The sequence below is a fragment of the Bordetella genomosp. 8 genome, from assembly GCF_002119685.1.
In the GTDB taxonomy this organism is placed as follows: Bacteria; Pseudomonadota; Gammaproteobacteria; order Burkholderiales; family Burkholderiaceae_B; genus Bordetella_C.
In genome coordinates, this window is record NZ_CP021108.1 from 5416827 (window position 1) to 5433776 (window position 16950).

At 67.0% G+C, this 16950-nt stretch carries 14 protein-coding genes; 4 read left to right on the top strand and 10 right to left on the bottom strand.

Going from position 1 to position 16950, the window contains the following annotated elements; all coding sequences use genetic code 11:
• Position 1 precedes the first annotated feature (1 nt).
• From CAL12_RS24485 to CAL12_RS24515, 7 genes are all read right to left on the bottom strand, one after another.
• Complete coding sequence (locus tag CAL12_RS24485; RefSeq protein WP_086066983.1) at positions 2–1390, bottom strand: FAD-binding oxidoreductase; 1389 nt, start codon at positions 1388–1390, stop codon at positions 2–4.
• Positions 1391–1420: 30 nt separating this feature from the next.
• A complete protein-coding gene (locus CAL12_RS24490; RefSeq protein ID WP_086066984.1) occupies positions 1421–2224 on the bottom strand; it encodes an ABC transporter permease in 804 nt (267 codons plus the stop codon).
• The gene (locus CAL12_RS24495) at positions 2221–3045 is read right to left on the bottom strand and encodes an ABC transporter ATP-binding protein (RefSeq protein ID WP_086066985.1); all 825 of its coding nucleotides are present in this window, start codon (positions 3043–3045) and stop codon (positions 2221–2223) included. The genes CAL12_RS24490 and CAL12_RS24495 overlap by 4 nt, the downstream gene beginning before the upstream one ends.
• Positions 3046–3070: 25 nt before the next feature.
• The gene (locus CAL12_RS24500) at positions 3071–4057 is read right to left on the bottom strand and encodes an ABC transporter substrate-binding protein (protein ID WP_086066986.1); all 987 of its coding nucleotides are present in this window, start codon (positions 4055–4057) and stop codon (positions 3071–3073) included.
• Positions 4058–4078: 21 nt separating this feature from the next.
• Positions 4079–5365: an amidohydrolase family protein gene (locus CAL12_RS24505; protein WP_086066987.1), complete on the bottom strand. Its 1287-nt coding sequence runs from the start codon at positions 5363–5365 to the stop codon at positions 4079–4081.
• Positions 5362–6351, bottom strand: a complete 990-nt coding sequence (locus CAL12_RS24510; protein WP_086066988.1) for a PDR/VanB family oxidoreductase — start codon at positions 6349–6351, stop codon at positions 5362–5364. The genes CAL12_RS24505 and CAL12_RS24510 overlap by 4 nt, the downstream gene beginning before the upstream one ends.
• A 91-nt stretch (positions 6352–6442) precedes the next feature.
• Complete coding sequence (locus CAL12_RS24515; RefSeq protein ID WP_086066989.1) at positions 6443–7084, bottom strand: TetR family transcriptional regulator C-terminal domain-containing protein; 642 nt, start codon at positions 7082–7084, stop codon at positions 6443–6445.
• A gap of 269 nt (positions 7085–7353) precedes the next feature.
• On the opposite strand from CAL12_RS24515, the gene CAL12_RS24520 reads away from it, so the two are divergent.
• Genes CAL12_RS24520 through CAL12_RS24530 form a run of 3 tightly spaced genes read left to right on the top strand, consistent with a single transcriptional unit; the run spans position 7354 to position 11154 of the window.
• Positions 7354–8235 (top strand): ribose-phosphate pyrophosphokinase, encoded by an 882-nt coding sequence (locus CAL12_RS24520; RefSeq protein WP_086066990.1) that lies wholly within the window; start codon positions 7354–7356, stop codon positions 8233–8235.
• 46 nt (positions 8236–8281) lie between these two features.
• Positions 8282–9640, top strand: coding sequence for an MBL fold metallo-hydrolase RNA specificity domain-containing protein (locus CAL12_RS24525; protein ID WP_086066991.1), 1359 nt, complete (start codon positions 8282–8284; stop codon positions 9638–9640).
• Positions 9637–11154 (top strand): thymidine phosphorylase family protein, encoded by a 1518-nt coding sequence (locus tag CAL12_RS24530; protein ID WP_232464627.1) that lies wholly within the window; start codon positions 9637–9639, stop codon positions 11152–11154. Before CAL12_RS24525 ends, CAL12_RS24530 begins: the two co-directional genes overlap by 4 nt.
• Before the next feature lie 41 nt (positions 11155–11195).
• On the opposite strand, the gene CAL12_RS24535 is transcribed toward CAL12_RS24530, so the two are convergent.
• Both CAL12_RS24535 and CAL12_RS24540 read right to left on the bottom strand, forming a co-directional pair.
• Entirely contained in the window at positions 11196–13091 is a 1896-nt protein-coding gene (locus CAL12_RS24535) for a CocE/NonD family hydrolase (protein WP_086066992.1), read from the bottom strand.
• Positions 13088–14740 carry an ABC transporter substrate-binding protein gene (locus CAL12_RS24540; RefSeq protein WP_232464628.1) on the bottom strand — a complete coding sequence of 551 codons (1653 nt, stop codon included), beginning with the start codon at positions 14738–14740 and terminating at the stop codon, positions 13088–13090. The genes CAL12_RS24535 and CAL12_RS24540 overlap by 4 nt, the downstream gene beginning before the upstream one ends.
• Positions 14741–14950: 210 nt before the next feature.
• Here CAL12_RS24540 and CAL12_RS24545 point away from each other — a divergent pair, with 210 nt between their 5' ends.
• Entirely contained in the window at positions 14951–15889 is a 939-nt protein-coding gene (locus CAL12_RS24545; RefSeq protein ID WP_086068096.1) for a LysR family transcriptional regulator, read from the top strand.
• A 54-nt stretch (positions 15890–15943) separates the two neighbouring features.
• On the opposite strand, the gene CAL12_RS24550 is transcribed toward CAL12_RS24545, so the two are convergent.
• Positions 15944–16909 carry a LysR family transcriptional regulator gene (locus CAL12_RS24550; protein ID WP_086066993.1) on the bottom strand — a complete coding sequence of 322 codons (966 nt, stop codon included), beginning with the start codon at positions 16907–16909 and terminating at the stop codon, positions 15944–15946.
• Positions 16910–16950 lie beyond the last annotated feature (41 nt).

Genomic DNA, 16950 nt, shown 5'->3' on the forward strand with positions numbered 1-16950 from the left:
CTCAAGCCGAGGCGGCGGCCGCGCGGGCGGCACGCTCTTCCCAGCCGCGCAGCTTGCCGGGGTTGAGCAGGCCGTCGGGATCGATGCGCGCCTTCATCGCGACGATGTCGGGATTCACGCGTCCCTGCTTGCCGTCCTCGACAATGTAGACATGCGGGTTGTTGATGCCGACCCCATGGTCACGGTGTATCTGCATGATCTCCTGCAGCCGCTCGTCGGAACGATAGCGGATGATCTGCAGGCCGCTGCACGTCAGCTGGCCTTCGCGGTTGCGCAGGAACTCCAGGTGCATGAGAACCTCGCCCGCCAGCTTCGACTCCATCTCCAGCGCCTGCTCCACATAGCGGTTCGGATCGAAGGCGCTCTGGATGTAGGTCAGGCTCTTGTCGTGCTTGAGCGCGTTCAGCGTGGTGTGATTCCAGGTGAATTCGATCAGGTAGCGCGCGCTCTGCCGCGCCTCCTGCGCCGTTTTGCGATAGGACAAACTGCCGCCGCGGCGCGCGAGGCACTCCAGCATGCCCTGCTCGGAAGCCGGATGGACCAGCAGGATGACGGCATGGCAACCGGCGGGCAGGCTGTCCGCCAGGGCATTGAAATAAGCGGGGATAGGCGCGCCCAGGAAACTGATCTCCTTCTTGATCAGGCCGGGCGATCGCGCCACGTCGTCGGCGAAGCGCAGGCCGTTCTCGAAGTCATCGAAGACGGCGATGCATTCCAGCCAATCCTGTGCCGGCGCCAGCGCCACTTCCAGCTCCAGGACGATGCCCGTGGTCCCATAGGTGTGATGCAACAGGAGCGCGTCGGGCGCCCGCAATTCCAGCACGCGCGGCTCCGGCTCGATGGTCATCACGCGCGCCCCGAGCACATTGCCGGTGGCCGCCACCGGCCCGTAGGTAATCGAGCCCGCGCCGCCGAACCCGCCGCCGTAAAGACCTCCCAGCGTCGCCGTGCGATAGGTGGAGGGCAGCCAGCGCAATTCATGGCCGTGCTCGCGCGCATAGGCGTCGAAGTCGCCCAGCTTCACGCCCGCCTGGGCGCGCCCAACGCCGTCGCGCACCCACAGGGCTTGTCCATAGGCGCTCAAGTCCAGCACGACGCCGCCTTGCAAGGGGGTGCACTGGCCATAGTTGCCCGTGCCGCTCCCGCGCGGGGTGATCGGCACGCCGGCCCGGGCGCAGGCCGATACGACACGGCGGATTTCCTCTTCGGACCGCGGGCGCACCACCAGGTCCGCACGCTTGCCGGCCAAGGTACGCTTGAGCACGGGGCTGAACCACGCGAAGTCGCTGGACAGGCGGTTCACCTTGATCGGCTCGGTGATCCAATCCAGATCCGGTAACTGCGCGGGCAGCGCGGCGCAGGCCTGCGCGACCGAGTTCGCATCTAGCATGAGTATGACTCCAAATGAAGAGGGGGCCGGCTAGTCCTGCTCGTGTTCGCTGGCATGCCAGCTGCGCAGCGCCCGCCGCGACAGCCAGGACATCAAGGCGAACAGCGCGATGCCGGCAAGAGAAATCAGGAACAGCGCCGCGAACATGCGCGGAATGTCGAGTTGATAGCCGGCTTGCAGGATCTGGTAGGCCAGGCCCGCCCCCATCCCGCCCGTACCGGCCACGAACTCGGCCACTACGGCGCCGATGAGCGCCAGCCCGCTCGATATGCGCAAGCCGCCGAAAAAATAGGGCAATGCGCTGGGAATCCGCAGGCGCAGCAGGGTTTGCCGGCGCGTGGCCTGGTTCAGCTTGAAGTAGCTGGCCAGGTCCGGGTCGACGCTACGCAGTCCCAGCGTGGTGTTGGAAATGATGGGGAACAGCGCCACCAGCGACGCGCAGAGCACCATCGACAGCACCGGATCCTTGACCCAGATGATGATCAGCGGCGCGACCGCCACGATGGGCGTCACCTGCAACAGCACGACATAAGGGAACAAGGCCGTCTCGATCGCCTTGCTCTGCACGAATACGAATGAGATCAGCACGCCCGCGACCGCGGCGAGCAGGAAAGCCAGCACCGTGACCTTCAAGGTGGACAGCAGGGCCAGGCCCAGCGGCTGCCAGTTGACGTACAGCGTCTGCACCATCAGCGCCGGCGACGGTACCAGGTAGGCGGGCAACTTCAGGGCCGACACCAAGGCTTGCCATAGGCCGACCAGGACGATGCCCACCATGAGCGGGTAAGCGATATGTTTGCGTGACGACCGGAACGCGGCGGCGGCTGTACTCATATCCGCTCCTCATGGGCGCCGCTGGCGCGCAGCAGGCTTTCCTGCAGCGTCTTCGCGTAACGGCTGAACGTGGTGGTGACCATGAACTCGGGTTTGCGGGGAAAAGGCTCTTCGATGGCGTGCGTCTCGACGACGCGGCCCGGCCGGGCCGCCATCACGACCACGCGGTTGGAAAGGAACACCGCCTCGTGGATGGAATGCGTGACGAACAGCACCGTCAGTTTCTTGCGCTGCCATAGCGCAAGCAGGTCCGAGTCGAGCTTCATCCGCGTGATCTCGTCCAGTGCGCCGAACGGCTCGTCCATCAAGAGCAGGTCCGGGTCCGTCGCCAGGGCGCGGGCGATCGATACACGCATCTGCATGCCGCCCGACAGCGCGCGCGGCAAAGCCTGGGCGAAGCCCGACAGCCCCACCAGCTCCAGGGCTTCCGCCACGCGGTCCTGGGCCTGCTTGCGCGGCACGCGCGCCAGGTCCAGCGGCAGCCGGACATTGGTTTCCACGGAGGCCCAGGGCATCAGCGTGGGAGACTGGAACACGAAGGCCAATCGCCGGCCGGTCGACGCCAGTCTGGAAACCGGCTGGCGCCAGAGCAGCAAACGCCCATCGGTAGGTTCGAGCAGGCCCGCGACCATCTTCAGCAACGTGCTCTTGCCGCAACCCGACGGCCCCAGCAAGGTCACGAATTCGCCTTCGCCGACTTTCAGGTCGACCGGTTCCAGCGAGCGCATGCCGTTGGGATAGGTCATCTCCGCCGACAGGACTTCGATGGCGGGCGCGGCGGGTGCCGCGCCGGTGCGTGGCGTTGCGGGCAGGGCTGACATGTCGGCGTCTCTCCGGCGGCTCGGCTCAGGGCAGGACATGGATGGCCTGCACCAGCCGCAGGTCATAGGCGTCGTTCACCTTGACCTTGGAGGTATCCAGCAAGCCGTACCGCACCAGGAAGTCATAACTGGCCTGCGCGCGCGCCTGCGTGATGGTGCCGATCCCCTGGGTGGCGGCGTCCCCGCTCGTCACCAGCTGGGTCTCGCGCATCCGCGCCAGGCTGAAGGCGAGCTGCTCGTCGGTGATGTTGGGATTGGCTTTCTTGATCAGCGCGTTGCCCGGCGCCGGGTCGGCGAGATAGCGCTTCCAGCCTTCGGCGGTCGCGCGCAGGAAGGCCGAGATGTCCTTCGCACGCTTGGCCACCGTGTCTTCCATGCAGGTGACCGTGGACGCATACGCCGGATAGCCATGGTCGGCGAACATCAGGACATTGGCCTTGACGCCGGCCTTCTGTACCGCGTACGGCTCCGAGGTGATATACGCCTGCTGCGCCGCGTTGCTGTCGGCGATGAAGGGCTGGATGTTGAAGGTGTACGGCCGCGCCTGCGCATCGGTCAGCCCGTACTTGGCCTTGAGCCACGGCCAGTAATTGCGATAGGCGCCGCCGCCGATCAGGATCGTCTTGCCCTTCAGGTCCTCGAAACGGGTCACGTCCTCGTGCGTGATCAAGGCCTGCGGGTCTTTCTGCAGCCACGCGGCGACGGTCACCACGGGCACGCCGCTGGCGCGCGTCTGCAGCATCTGCAGGTCGCTGGAACCCATCACGCAGTCCGCCTGGCCGCCCGCCATCATCTGCACGGTGTTGACCTGCGGCCCACCCATCTTGATGGTGACGTTCAAGCCGGCCTTCTCGTAGAGGCCCTGTGCCAGCGCCTGGTACATGCCGCCGTGTTCCGCCTGCGCGTACCAGTTCGTCATGTAGGTGAAGTCCGCGGCCTGCGCCGCGCCCGACAGCGCGCACGCCGCCATGCCTATGCAGAGGCCGGAAAGAACGGGACGAAACTTGGACATGACGGAGCTCCCCTTGTGGATTCAATGGATGTGGTCCGCTGGCGTTCGCGGATGCGGTGCTTCGCGCGGCATGTCCGCGGAAACGGAAGAAACGAACACGCCGCGGCGCAGCACCAGGCGTGGCCAGGCGCGGGACGGAAAACCGGCCCGGTTGGAGGCAGGAAGAACGATGAGGTCCGCCGCGTCACCCGCGCGCAGCGGGGCGCCCGCGCCGGCGTCGAGCCAGTCGCGGCGGCAGACGGCTTGCGACCAATCGTCGTAAACGTCGCCCAGTTGCGCCGCGAGCGCGCCCAGGCCCAGCGCGTCCAGCGGGTCATAGCTGCCGCTGGCGCAGAAGGGATCCTGCACGTTGTCGCTGGCGAGCAGCACGGGTATGCCTCGTTCGCGTGCCTCCTGCACCAGCGTCAGCCCGCGCATGCGCGGCGTATGGCCGGTCCTCGCATCCTGCAACAGGAGGTTGGTGGCCGGCAGGCAGACCAGCCGGATGCCGGCGTCGGCGACGTCATCCAGGATGCGCAGGGCCTGGTCGCGCGGCATGGCCGCCAGGGCACAGGCATGTCCGCATACGATGCGCCCCCGCATGCCGGTTACGCTCGCCAGCCTGGCCACGGTGGACAGGCCCACGGCTTCCGGCGCCAGTTCTTCGTCCACGTGCAGGTCCAGGCGCAGCCCGGTATCGGCCGCGGCGCGCACCAGGTTCCCCAGCGCATCCGCCTGCCAATTGCTGGTGTGCACGAAAGCCCCCAGGCACGCGTGTTTCGCATCCCGTGCGATACGCCGTGCCAGACTCATGGCCTCGTCACGGCTTGCGTAGTAAGGCAGGGGTGCGAGGTTCACGCAATCGATGTCCATCCGGCCGCGCCATTGCTCCGCCAGCTCCAGCAGGACCGGCCAGGCCATGGGCACGCGTCCGGGCGGTTCGCGCCAGTCGCAATGGGTGCGCAGCCGGCCGACGCCGGCCTCCCAGGCCCATTGCAAACCCTGGCCGGCCCGTTCGCGCACGTCCGCCTCGGTCCATACGGCCTGGTCATGCATCATCGCCTGGATCGCGTTCAACAGGCCGGGTTGCACGTCGCCCAGGCGGGCGCGGGTGAAGGTCTTGTCAAGGTGGGTGTGGGCGTCGACCAACGCGGGCAAGGCCAATGCCCCACCTGCTTGCCAGGCGCCATGCGGCGCGTGCGGCGCGCTCGGCAACAGGGCGGCGATACACCCGCCGGCGATGGAGATGTCGGTCAGCCCCGCGGCGTCGCGGGGCGCCTCCATCCAGGCGGGCAAGCGCAGGCCATGCAGGTAGGTGGGCATATTCATAGATCGAGCACCAGCGTGGGAGAGGCACACGTCGCGCAGCACAGCGCGACGTACTCGCGCCGTTCATCGGCATCGAGGCAACTGTCGTGGTGCTCGGGTCGGCCATCCAGATAGCGCGTGACGCATGAGCCGCACACGCCTTGTTCGCACACGGTGTCCAGCGCCACGCCGGCAAGATGCAGGGCATGCGCCAGGGTCTCGCCGGGCCCCACGGCAACGCTGCGTTGCTGCCGGGCCAGCACCAGTTCCACGGCGGAGCGGGCTTCGCCAGCCCCGCCGCTTGCGCCCGCGCCCGCGGACAGGACCGCGCCAAAGTGTTCGCTATGCAGTTGCGTATCGGACAGGTGGCCGCTGCTTGCCCGCACGGCCTGCATGAATCCTTCGGGGCCGCAGTAGTACACATGCCCGTCCTCCGGCACGTCGGCGAGCAAGCGCGGCAGATCCAGTTTCTGCGGCGCCGCGGGATCGTCGAAATGCAGCAGTACGGAATCGGCCCACGCCTGCCCGCGCCAATCCGCCGGCAGCGGCAGGTGCCGCTCGGACCGGCAGAACACCGCCAGCTGGAAACGCTGGCCGGTGCGATGCAGGACTCGCGCCATGGCGAGCAGCGGCGTCACGCCTATGCCGCCGCCCAGCAACAGCTGGCAGCTCGCATCGCTCGCCAACGCGAAATGATTGCGCGGAAGACTGGCTCGCAGACCAGCCCCCGGCCCCGCCTGGCGATGCATCGCCAGCGAACCGCCGCGCCCAAGGTCTTCCCGTTTGACGGCGATTTCGTAGCAGCCGCCGTGGTCCGGATCGCCGCACAGCGAATACGCGCGCGCCAGTCCGTCATCGAGCTTGAACGCCAGGTGGGCGCCCGCCTCCCATGGCGGCAGGGCGCCGCCGTCCTGGGCCGCCAGGCGATAGGCGCGTATCTCCGGCGTGAGGTCGGTGACCTCGCGCACGACCAGATTCAAGGGGTAGGCATCGGCGGAAACAGGCATTGCTCAGTTTTTGACTAAATGGTTTGACCACTTGGTCAGAATAAGCAATACCTATGCCAGCTTTCTCCCCGGGAGCGACGCCAGACCCGCCTCAGTCATGCACCAAGCCGCAGCAGCGGAGCACCATATCGGTGATGGACTGCACTATCGGCTCGCGGTCCATGGGCGCGCCCGGCGCGACGCCGAGCATGATGCGGACCTGGATGTCATAGTCCGCGTAGTGCTGGGTCATGCTCCAGATGTTGATGAGCAGCAGCCGTGGATCGGTGCGGCGGATCTGCCCGGCACGCATCCAGTTCTCGATCACGGCCACCTTCTGGTTGATGGACGCCAGGGCAATGGGCCAATAGCGGCCCAGGTTGGGACCGCCGTCCAGCAGCTCTCGCGTGAAGATGCGCGACAGCGCGGCGAAGTCCAGGGAGTAGTCCACCTTCTTGCGGATGTACTGACGCAGCACGTCGGCCGGCTGGTCGGAATTCGGGTCCTCGAAGACGAAGCCCGCCGACCATCCATGCAGCACGTCCTGCAACAGCTCCTGGTACAGCGCTTCCTTGCTCACGATGTAGTAATGCAGCTGCGGCTTGGACAGCCCTGCCCGCGTCGCGATGTCCTGCGTGGACGTGCCGCGAAAGCCGTGTTGGTCGAACGCGGCGATCGCGGCCTCCCGTATGGCGGCCAGAATGCGCTCCCGGTTGGCGTTCTGGCGTTGAAGACGGGGCAAGGGCGTGGACATAAAGCGGACGATGGACGGGTGCGAAGGACGCCATGGTAGGCAGCTCCCCATGCTTGGCGCAAGCGCGTTTACCCCGGCAGGGCGGCTGCCGCCGCGCCGTCATCCAGCGGCCGAAGCATGGAGGAACCGTTTGCGCTAGATCAAGCTTCGGTCACCCGCGGATAACGCCCAGCGCTTCCCTGGCCCATAATCGGGACGCCGTACTCGCCGAGACGGCGCGACCGCTCCGGCGGCCGCCCTGGCCCGTTACCCGGCCCGGACGGGCATCCATGGAAAGACTGATCCTTCCTCTTCCAGGCAATGAAGCATTCGCGACGCGGCTGGCCGCCTTGTGCCGCGCCGAACTGGGCGGGCTGGAGACGCGCCGCTTTCCCGATGGCGAAAGCTACGTGCGGCTGCACGGCGACCCGCGCGGACGCGTTGTGGACGTCGTCTGCACGCTGGCGCATCCGGACCCCGGCTTCCTGAGCCTGATCTTCGCCGCCGACGCGGCCCGCGACCTCGGCGCGGTCGAGGTGAATCTCGTCGCACCGTATCTCGCCTATATGCGGCAGGACAAGCGCTTCCAGCCGGGTGAAAGCGTCAGCTCGCTGTCCTTTGCCCGCCTGATATCGTCCACCTTCGACCGCCTGACCACTGTCGACCCCCACCTGCATCGCCACCCCGCGCTGTCGGCGCTATACACCATCCCCACCTCGACATTGCACGCCGCGCCATACCTGGCCGACTGGATCGCCGCCAATGTGCCGTCGCCGCTGGTCATCGGTCCCGACGAGGAAAGCGAACAATGGGCCGGGTCCATCGCCGCGCGTATCGGGGCGCCGCATGCCGTCCTGCGCAAGGTGCGCCACGGCGATCGCCAGGTCGATGTGGAAGCGCCCGATCTTTCCCGTTGGCTCGACCGCACGCCCGTGGTGGTCGACGACATCGCCTCGTCCGGCCGGACGCTGGTCGCCGCGGCGGCGAAGCTTGCGGGCATGAAGCCGGCGCAATGCGTCGTCGTGCATGCGCTATTCGCCGAAGACGCATGGGCACAGGTCTCACGCTGCTTCGAACGCGTCGTGTCGACCGACTCCGTACGCCATCCCAGCAACCGCATCGAAATCGGTCCGCTACTGGCCGACGCGCTCTTGCGCAACCTGCGCGATTGACCCATGTTCGCCAGTTCTTCCATTCCGACGATCTGAACAGGAAACCATGCTCTCATTGACCTGCCTGGGCGGTGCCGGCACCGTCACCGGCTCCAAGCATCTGCTAAGCCACGACGATACCCACCTGCTGATCGACTGCGGCCTGTTCCAGGGCCTGAAGAACCTGCGCGAGCTCAACTGGCAAACCTTGCCGATTTCGCCTGCCGAGATCGACGCGGTCGTGCTGACCCATGCGCACCTCGACCACTGCGGCTACCTGCCGCGGCTGATGGTGGACGGTTTCAAGGGCAGGATCCATGCCACGCCCGCGACGCGGGACGTCGCCGAATTGATCCTGCTGGACAGCGCCAATCTGCAGGAGAAGGATGCGGATTTCGCCAACCGCAAGGGCTACTCCAAACACCAGCCGGCCCTGCCGCTGTACCGGGTGGTCGATGCACAACGCACCATGGCCCGCTTCTCTAACGTCGCGCCGCATCAGCCATTCGCCTTGCCGCACGGCGCGCAACTCACTTTCCGCCGCGCCGGCCACATACTGGGCGCGTCGACCGCGCAGATCGATATCGCCGGCATGCGCGTGGCCTTCTCCGGCGATCTGGGCCGCTACGGCGACCCGGTCATGCACGACCCGGAACCCGTGCCGCGGGCCGACTATATCGTGATCGAATCCACCTACGGCAACCGGCGCCACGATACCGCCGATCCACTGGCCGCCCTGGGCAATATCATCGACCGCACCGTACAGCGCGGCGGCACCGTGGTCATCCCCGCCTTCGCGGTGGGCCGCGCGCAGACGCTGATTTATCTATTGTGGAAACTGCGCCAGGCCGGCGAGCTGCGCAACGTTCCGGTCTATCTGGACAGCCCCATGGCCACCAGCGCCACCGGGCTGCTGGACCGCCACGCCGGCGAACATAAACTGTCGCCGCGCGAATACGAGGCCGCCAGCGCCGCGGTGACGTACGTGCGCGACGTCGAGGAATCCAAGGCCCTGTCCGCCAACCGCTATCCCAAGGTGATCATCTCGGCCAGCGGCATGGCGACCGGCGGCCGCGTCTTGCATCACATTGCCGCCTTCGGTTCGGACCACCGCAGTACCCTGCTGTTCTCGGGCTTCCAGGCGGCCGGGACGCGCGGCCGCAAGCTGCTCGAAGGCGCCACGGAAACCAAGATCTTCGGAGACTGGCTGCCCATCAACGCCGAGGTTGCCGAACTGCCCATGTTGTCGGCACATGCCGACAGCGACGAACTCATGCGCTGGCTGCGCGGCTTCCAGGAAGCGCCGCGACGGGTGTTCATCGTCCATGGCGAGCCGGAAGCCTCGGAGGCGCTGCGCGTACGCATCGAGCGGGAGCTGAACTGGCACGCCACGGTGCCCCTGCAGGGACAGAGGTACGAACTGTGAGCAGCATTCCGGCCCTGCAAACACCCGCCCTGCGCGCCACCCGCATGCATCTGCATGCGCAGCACCAACCCATCGCCGTTATGCGCGCCGACTGCCACGTCTGCCGGGCGGAAGGCCTGTCGTCCCGTTCACAGGTGCTGATCACATCGGGTGGCCGCGCGGTACAGGCAATGCTGTACCAGATCGATAGCGAACTGCTGGCGCCCGACGAAGTCGCGCTGTCCGAGGACGCATGGGACGCGCTCGGCATCCGCGACGGCGACGGCGTGCGTGTCAGCCATGCGCCCGTGGTCGAATCCCTGGCCGGCGTCCGCCAACGCATCCACGGCCGCCGCTTGAGTGCGGCAGACCTTTCCGCCATCGTGCGCGACGTCGCGAGCGGCCGGTATACGGACGTCCAGCTGGCCGCCTTCCTGACGGCGACGGCCACGCTGCCCATGAGCATCGACGAAACCATCTTCCTGACACGCGCCATGGTGGAAGTCGGCGACCGCATGCACTGGCGCTCCCCTATCGTCGTGGACAAGCATTGCGTAGGCGGACTGCCCGGCAATCGCACCACGCCACTGGTGGTGGCCATCGCCGCCGCCAACGGACTGGTCATGCCCAAGACGTCCTCGCGGGCGATCACGTCGCCCGCCGGCACGGCCGATACCATGGAGACGCTGGCGCCGGTCGAACTGAGTCTCGAACAGCTGCAAAAAGTGGTGGAAACCGAAGGGGGCTGCATCGCCTGGGGCGGGGCGGTACGCCTGAGCCCCGCCGACGACATCTTCGTGCGCGTGGAGCGCGAGCTCGACATCGATACCGAAGGGCAGTTGATCGCCTCGGTGCTGTCGAAGAAAATCGCCGCGGGCGCGACTCACGTCGTGATCGACATCCCGATCGGTCCGACCGCCAAGATCCGCAGCCGTGAAGCCGCCGAACGCCTGGCCGCCCATCTGGGCCAGACCGCCGCGCACTTCGGCCTGGCGCTGCGCTGCCTGTACACCGACGGCAGCCAGCCCGTCGGCCGCGGCATCGGTCCGGCGCTGGAAGCACGCGACGTACTGGCCGTGCTGCGCAACGACGCGGACCAGCCGAGAGACCTGCGTGAACGCGCCGTGACGGTGGCCGGCGCCGTGCTCGAAATGGGCAACGCGGCCCAGCCGGGACTAGGCGCCGCGATGGCCATGCAGACACTGGACAGCGGCCGGGCCTGGGAGAAATTCGAGCGCATCTGCGCGGCCCAGGGCGGACTGCGCGAACCGCCCCGCGCCGCGCACGTGCAGCCCCTGCTTACCCTGCAGGCGGGCCGCGTCACCCACATCGACAACCGCAAACTGTCGCGGCTGGCCAAGCTGGCCGGCGCGCCGGAGCGGCCTGCCGCGGGCGTATCCCTGCAAGTACGGCTGGGCGACGAAGTCGCGCGCGGGCAGCCGTGGCTCTTCCTGCATGCCGAGTCGCCCGGCGAACTGGCGTATGCGCTCGACTATGCACGTCACGCCGGCGATATCCTGACCATCGAGGCCTGAGGACACCGATCGTCGGAACAGCATTCCTGGCACGCGGCGTCTCAAGCCGCCGCACCGAGCGGCCGCAGCCGCGCCGGATCCGCCAGGGGCAGGACGATGGACGAAGGATGCTCCGGCGACAGGTGCAGGGTGTTCACCGCGATCCGCGTCACCCGCCCATCGGCCGCGGTTTCGCCGGTGTTGGGATTGACGTCGTACTTCGGGAAATTGCTGCTGGCGATATCCAGCCGGATACGGTGCCCTTGCCTGAACAGATTGCAGGTGGCGAAAGGCTCGATGGTGATCGCATACACCTTGCCCGGAAGCAGCGGCGTCGCCTTTTCCCAGGTCGCGTGGAAGCGGCAGCGGAAGATCCCGTCGGTGATGTTCAGCGCATACCCTTCCGGGTAATCCTCGCTGGGCGGGTATACGTCGATCAGCTTCGCGGTGAAATCCGTGTCCGGGGCATCCGACGAAATCGCCAGCCGCACGACGATGGGACCGATCACCGCGCAATCGCGTTCCAGTGGCGCGGTCTGGAATACCACCACGTCATCGCGCGCGGCCAGGGGCATGCCGGGCTGCGCGCAACCGAAGAATCGCTCGTCCTCGCGCTGGTCGAATCCGCCACCGGAAAAGACCGGCTCGCCGGAGGTCAGCGAGCCCCCTATGGTGGGCACCGGCCGCCGCGGATCGGCGGCATAGGAAAGCCGCGCGCCGGGGGTCGAGGGCGCGTCCGGCGACAAGCCGCCATCCGCGTGCAGGTAGAAGGTCGTGTCGACCGCTTCAGGCACCGGCCAGCCCGACGCGACGATCCAGCGCCCGCCGTGGTCGAAGCGGCCGGAATCCAGGCGCCGGCCGCTGCCGCCGCCCATGAGGAACAGGCGCGCGACGGGGTCGGCGGACGCGATGTCGACCTGCCCTCCCGTCGCCTTCAGCCAGCGATCGAACCACGCCAGCCGGAACGCCAACCAGTGCTCGGCGATATGCCCATCCAGCATCGCGGCCTCGCCGAAATCGGCATCGCCGGAATAAGGCGTGTTGCGATCGCCATGCAGCCAGGGCCCCATGATCAGCCGCACCGGCGCGTGCCGGCCCCGCGTCAATCCCTCGTAGTTCTCCATGGTGGTACGCACATAGGCGTCGTACCAGCTGGACATCAGCACGATGGGGATGTCGGGAACGGCGTCGTAATACCCCTGGGCGTAAATGCCCACGCGTCGCCAGGACTCGTCGAACGTGTCGGCGCGCCATTGCTCGAAAAGATAATCCTCGTATTCAGGCACGAACTTTATCGGCGAGTGACCCGGCCGCCACGGCATGCGCGTGAACCATTGCCGGATATCCTGGCGATCCAGGGCGGCGGCGATGAGCGGATCCCGCTGCGCGGCGGGGCTGAGCCTGGCCTGCTTGAACGCCCAGGTGGCTTGCTTCAGCTCGAACGCGCCCGATTGCCGGATGCCGCATTGATAGCCGTTCGAAAAGCCGCCCGAGTCCATCACCATGCAGGCCAGCCCGGGCGGGTTCAGGCAGGCGGCGGCCATCTGGGTATGGGCGGCGTACGACAGTCCCATCGTGCCGATTTTTCCGTTGCACCACGGCTGGCGCACGATCCAGCCGAAGGTATCGTAGCCATCTTCGCCATCCGACAGGTATTTGACGAAATGGCCTTCCGAACCATAGCGGCCGCGGCAGTCCTGGAACACCACGGCGTAGCCCTGCGCGGCGAAAAAACGGGCGACCTCGGCGCGCGGCACGCCCTGGCGTCCGTCGATGCGTTCGGACCGCGATACTTCAGCCTTGCCGTAGGGCGTGCGCTCCAGGATAACGGGCAGCGGCGCATCCACGCCGACCCGGTAGCCCGGCGGCAGATGGACATCGGTCGCCAGCCGCACGCCGTCGCGCATCGCCACCATCACGTCGCCCAGTATCTCGGGCGTTCCGGTTTGCGTCGTCATTGCCTGGCCTCTTCGATATATTGCGCCGACGTGCGCTCCAGCTTGTTGGCATGAAAAACGATGCCCTTGCGCGCGGCCCACTGCACCACCGGGAAGTAGAGCGGCACGATGGCAACGTCGTTGAAGGCCGTTTCGGCGGCCTGCCGCAACAGCGCATTGCGCTGCGCGGGATCGAACTGCGATGAAGCCTGGTCCAGCAAGCGGTCGAATGCCGGGTTGGAGTAGCGCGAGCGATTGAAGGCGCCCGTGCCCTTGGCCGCGTCGTAGGTCGCCAGCACATTGGTCAGGCCATTGGCGGAATCGCTGGTGCTGTTGCCGTAGGAGAAGATGAAGGCGCTGTAGCTCTGCTTGGCGGCGGCGCCCGCGTAGACGTTATAGGGCTGGGTGACCACGCCGTTGATGCGCAGTCCGCCACGCGCCAGCATCTGTCCCACGGCCTGGCCGATTTCGCTGTCGCCGAAGAACCGGTCGTTCGACGTATGGATGGTCAAGCCGAAGCCCTGCGGATAGCCGGCCGCGGCCAGCAAGGCCTTGGCGGCCGCCGGATCGTACTTCGGCGCGGGCAACTTGGGGCTGTAGCCGCCCAGGCCTTCCGGCACCATCTGTCCGGCCGGGACGCCCGCCCCGCTCAGCAGGCGCGCCGTGATGGGCTCGCGCATGATCAAGGCGGAAATCGCCTGGCGCACGCGCACGTCCTTCAGCGGATTGGCATCCATGGGCTTGCCCGCGCTGTCGGTAACGAAGGGACTGCGGTCCCGCGCGGAATCCAGCGCCAGATAGATCAGGCGAGCCGATGGAGAAGAAAACACCTTGATGGCGGGGTTGGCCCCCAATTTGGCCGCATCGTTCGGCGGCACGCTGTCGATCAGGTCGACGGTCCCGGCCAACAGGGCGGCCACCCGGCTGGCGCCGTTGTTGATATAACGGATCGTCAGGTGCTCGAAGTCCGGCTTCCTGCCCCAGTAATGGTCGTTGCGCTCCAGCTCCAGGCGATCGCCCGGCTGCCATGAGCGGAACTTGTACGGGCCGGTGCCGACGGCGGCGGTCCCCTTGTTGAAGTCGTCGCTGCTACGGCCTTGCGCCACGTGCCTCGCCAGGATGTACACCAGCCCTATCTGCTCCATGAAGTCCGGTACCGGGCCCTTGGTGTGGAAACGGATGGTCGAGCCGTCGACGATGTCCATGCTGGCGATGCTGCGCACGGCTCCCGTGAACGGCGCGGGGCTGTTGGGGATATCGCCGGCACGCTGCATGGAGAACACGACGTCTTCCGGCGTCAGCGGCGTGCCGTCATGGAACGTCACGCCCTGCCGCAGCTTGACTTCCCAGACATCCGGCGCCGTGGCCTTCCAGGATACGGCCAGGCCCGGCTGAAGCTGCATGTTCTCGTCGGTGGAAACCAGGCGTTCATAGACGTTCTCGGCCGCCTGCTGGTTGTTGCCCGTGCGGGAAAACAGCGGGTCCATGGACGACGGCTCGGCCGCCTCCGCGATCGTCAAAGGCCGGGCCGACACCGGCGCCATCGCGCCCAGCGACCAGCATCCGACGGCCAGCACGGTCCACGCACATCGCCACGAACCGCGGCCAGCGCTGGCGACGAGCCGTTTCGTGCGGGGCCGCCCGCGCGAAGGCGAATCGAGTAAGGACATTTGGTCGTCATCTCCTGTGCATGGATAAGGCGGCTGGCCGGCGCGAGCGCCGGTCATACGGGTCATGGCATCTGTCATGGGCATCTTGCGTCCATCCCCTCGCAGCGACAACGCTATGCTTAGGCCGCATGCGCCTATGCGCTTTGCGGGAAATTAAGTGTTTACCCTGCCCTGCCCGCACAGGAACTTACGCCTTCCCACGCCATGACGATGAACTACAAGCAGCTGGAAGCCTTCCGCGCCTTCATGTCCGCCGGCTCGACCATCGAGGCCGCCGACCGGCTGGGCCTGTCGCAGTCCGCCGTCAGCCGACTGCTCAGCCAGTTCGAAGCCGACCTCGGCATCGCGCTGTTCGTGCGGCGCAAGGGCCGCCTGCATCCGACCGCCGAAGCCGAGTACCTGTTGCCTGACGTGGAACAGATGATGGCGGGCGCGGCCGGATTCCAGCGCCACGTCAACCAACTCAGATTGGGCGGCAGCCGCCGCACCCTGCTGCGCGTACAGATGCCGACCACCGTGGCCCACCTGATCATGCCGCAGGTCGCGCGGCGCTTCATGGCGGATCATCCGGATGCCGTCCTGGAGGTCTTTTCAGGCGCCTACGAGCACGGCGAGATTTCGGTGCTGGGCCGCGAGGCCGATGTCTCGTTCCTGCGCCTGCCCACGCAGCACAGTGGCCTGGCGACCGTGCCCCTGATGTCGACGGAGGCCGTCTGCATACTGCCGCGCGGCCACCGCCTGCTGGCGCTATCCGAAATCACCGCCGCCGACCTGGACGACGTCGACGTGGTCCTGCTGGGCCGCCAACGCCCCCTGCGCGATGACATCGACCACGTCTTCCGCCAGGCCCGTGCACGACCGCGCGTCCGCGCGGAAGTGCATTCGGTGGAAATGGCGTGCAGGTTCGTCGCGCAAGGCCTGGGCGTATCCATCGTCAACGGCCTGCTCGCCAGCCTGGACCACAATCCCGAGATCGAGCGCCGGCCCTTCCGCCCCGCCATGGAATACCGCCTGGGTATCGCGACGCTGGAAGGCCAGGAGCCGCATCCGCTGGTACCGGCGCTGACCGCGCACGTCATCGACGCGATCCGGGGCACCGCGGCGCCAGAGGTGTACCGCTTGCTGGAAACGGGCCTGCCATCGCAGTAGCCAGGCTGCTCGGCGCGAGGCGCCAATTGCCAGGTGCCAGGCGCCGCACATGCGCTAATCGAGCACGGTAGGGACGGGCGAGCGCTGCTCCATGAACAACTCGGCGATGACGCCGCGCAGCCAGCGCGTGCCATCGTCCTGATGGCTGCGTTCATGCCAGAACTGCTTCACCTCGAAGCTGGGCGGCGTTTCGAGCGGCAGCGGAAGAATCTTGATGCGCCGCTGCGGCGCCATGATGCGCGCCACCGTGCTGGGGATGACGGCCAGCAGGTCGCTGGTCTCGATGATATCGGGCACCACCGTGAAATGCGGCACGCGCAACGCGATGTGGCGCCGCAGCCCCTGTTTTTCCAGGTACTGCTCGATCAGCGTCGTGGTGGAAGATTGCGGCGAAACGCGGCTGTACCGCGAGCCCGCCGGTTCTATCATCACATGCGATTCCGCCGCGAATTGCTGGATGTCCAGGCGCTGGCCGATGCGCGGATGGCCGGCCCGCAACAGGCAGACATAGTGATCGCCGAACAGGCGCTGCTGATAGAAGCCCGCGGACAGCGCCGGCAGGAAACCGATGGCCAGGTCGGCCTCTTCGGCCTCCAGCGCGTCGCGATACCCTTCGCGCGGCCGTTGCAGCACGCGCAGGCTGATACCCGGCGCCACCTCGGTCAAATGCTTCATCAGGCGCGGCAGGAAGACCACCTCGCCAAGGTCGCTCAGCAGCACCTCGAAGGTGCGGCCTGATTGCGCGGGGTCGAAGGGGACGGCATTCTGCAGTCCCGCCTGCAGCACGGAGAGGCCGGCACGCACGCTGGGCGCGATGCGCAGCGCGAAGGGCGTGGGCTCCATGCCCGTCTTGACCCTGACGAACAGCGGGTCGCCGCACAGCTGCCTGAGCCGCACCAGCGCATGGCTCATCGAAGGCTGCGACAGCCCCACCCGCACGCCCGCGCGCGTCACGTTGCGCTCCTGCATCATTGCGTCGAATGCCACCAGCAGATTCAGATCGATGTTCTCGATATTCATCGTTGTGTCCGTAGCGCGACTCCATACGCGGTGGCGGCGCG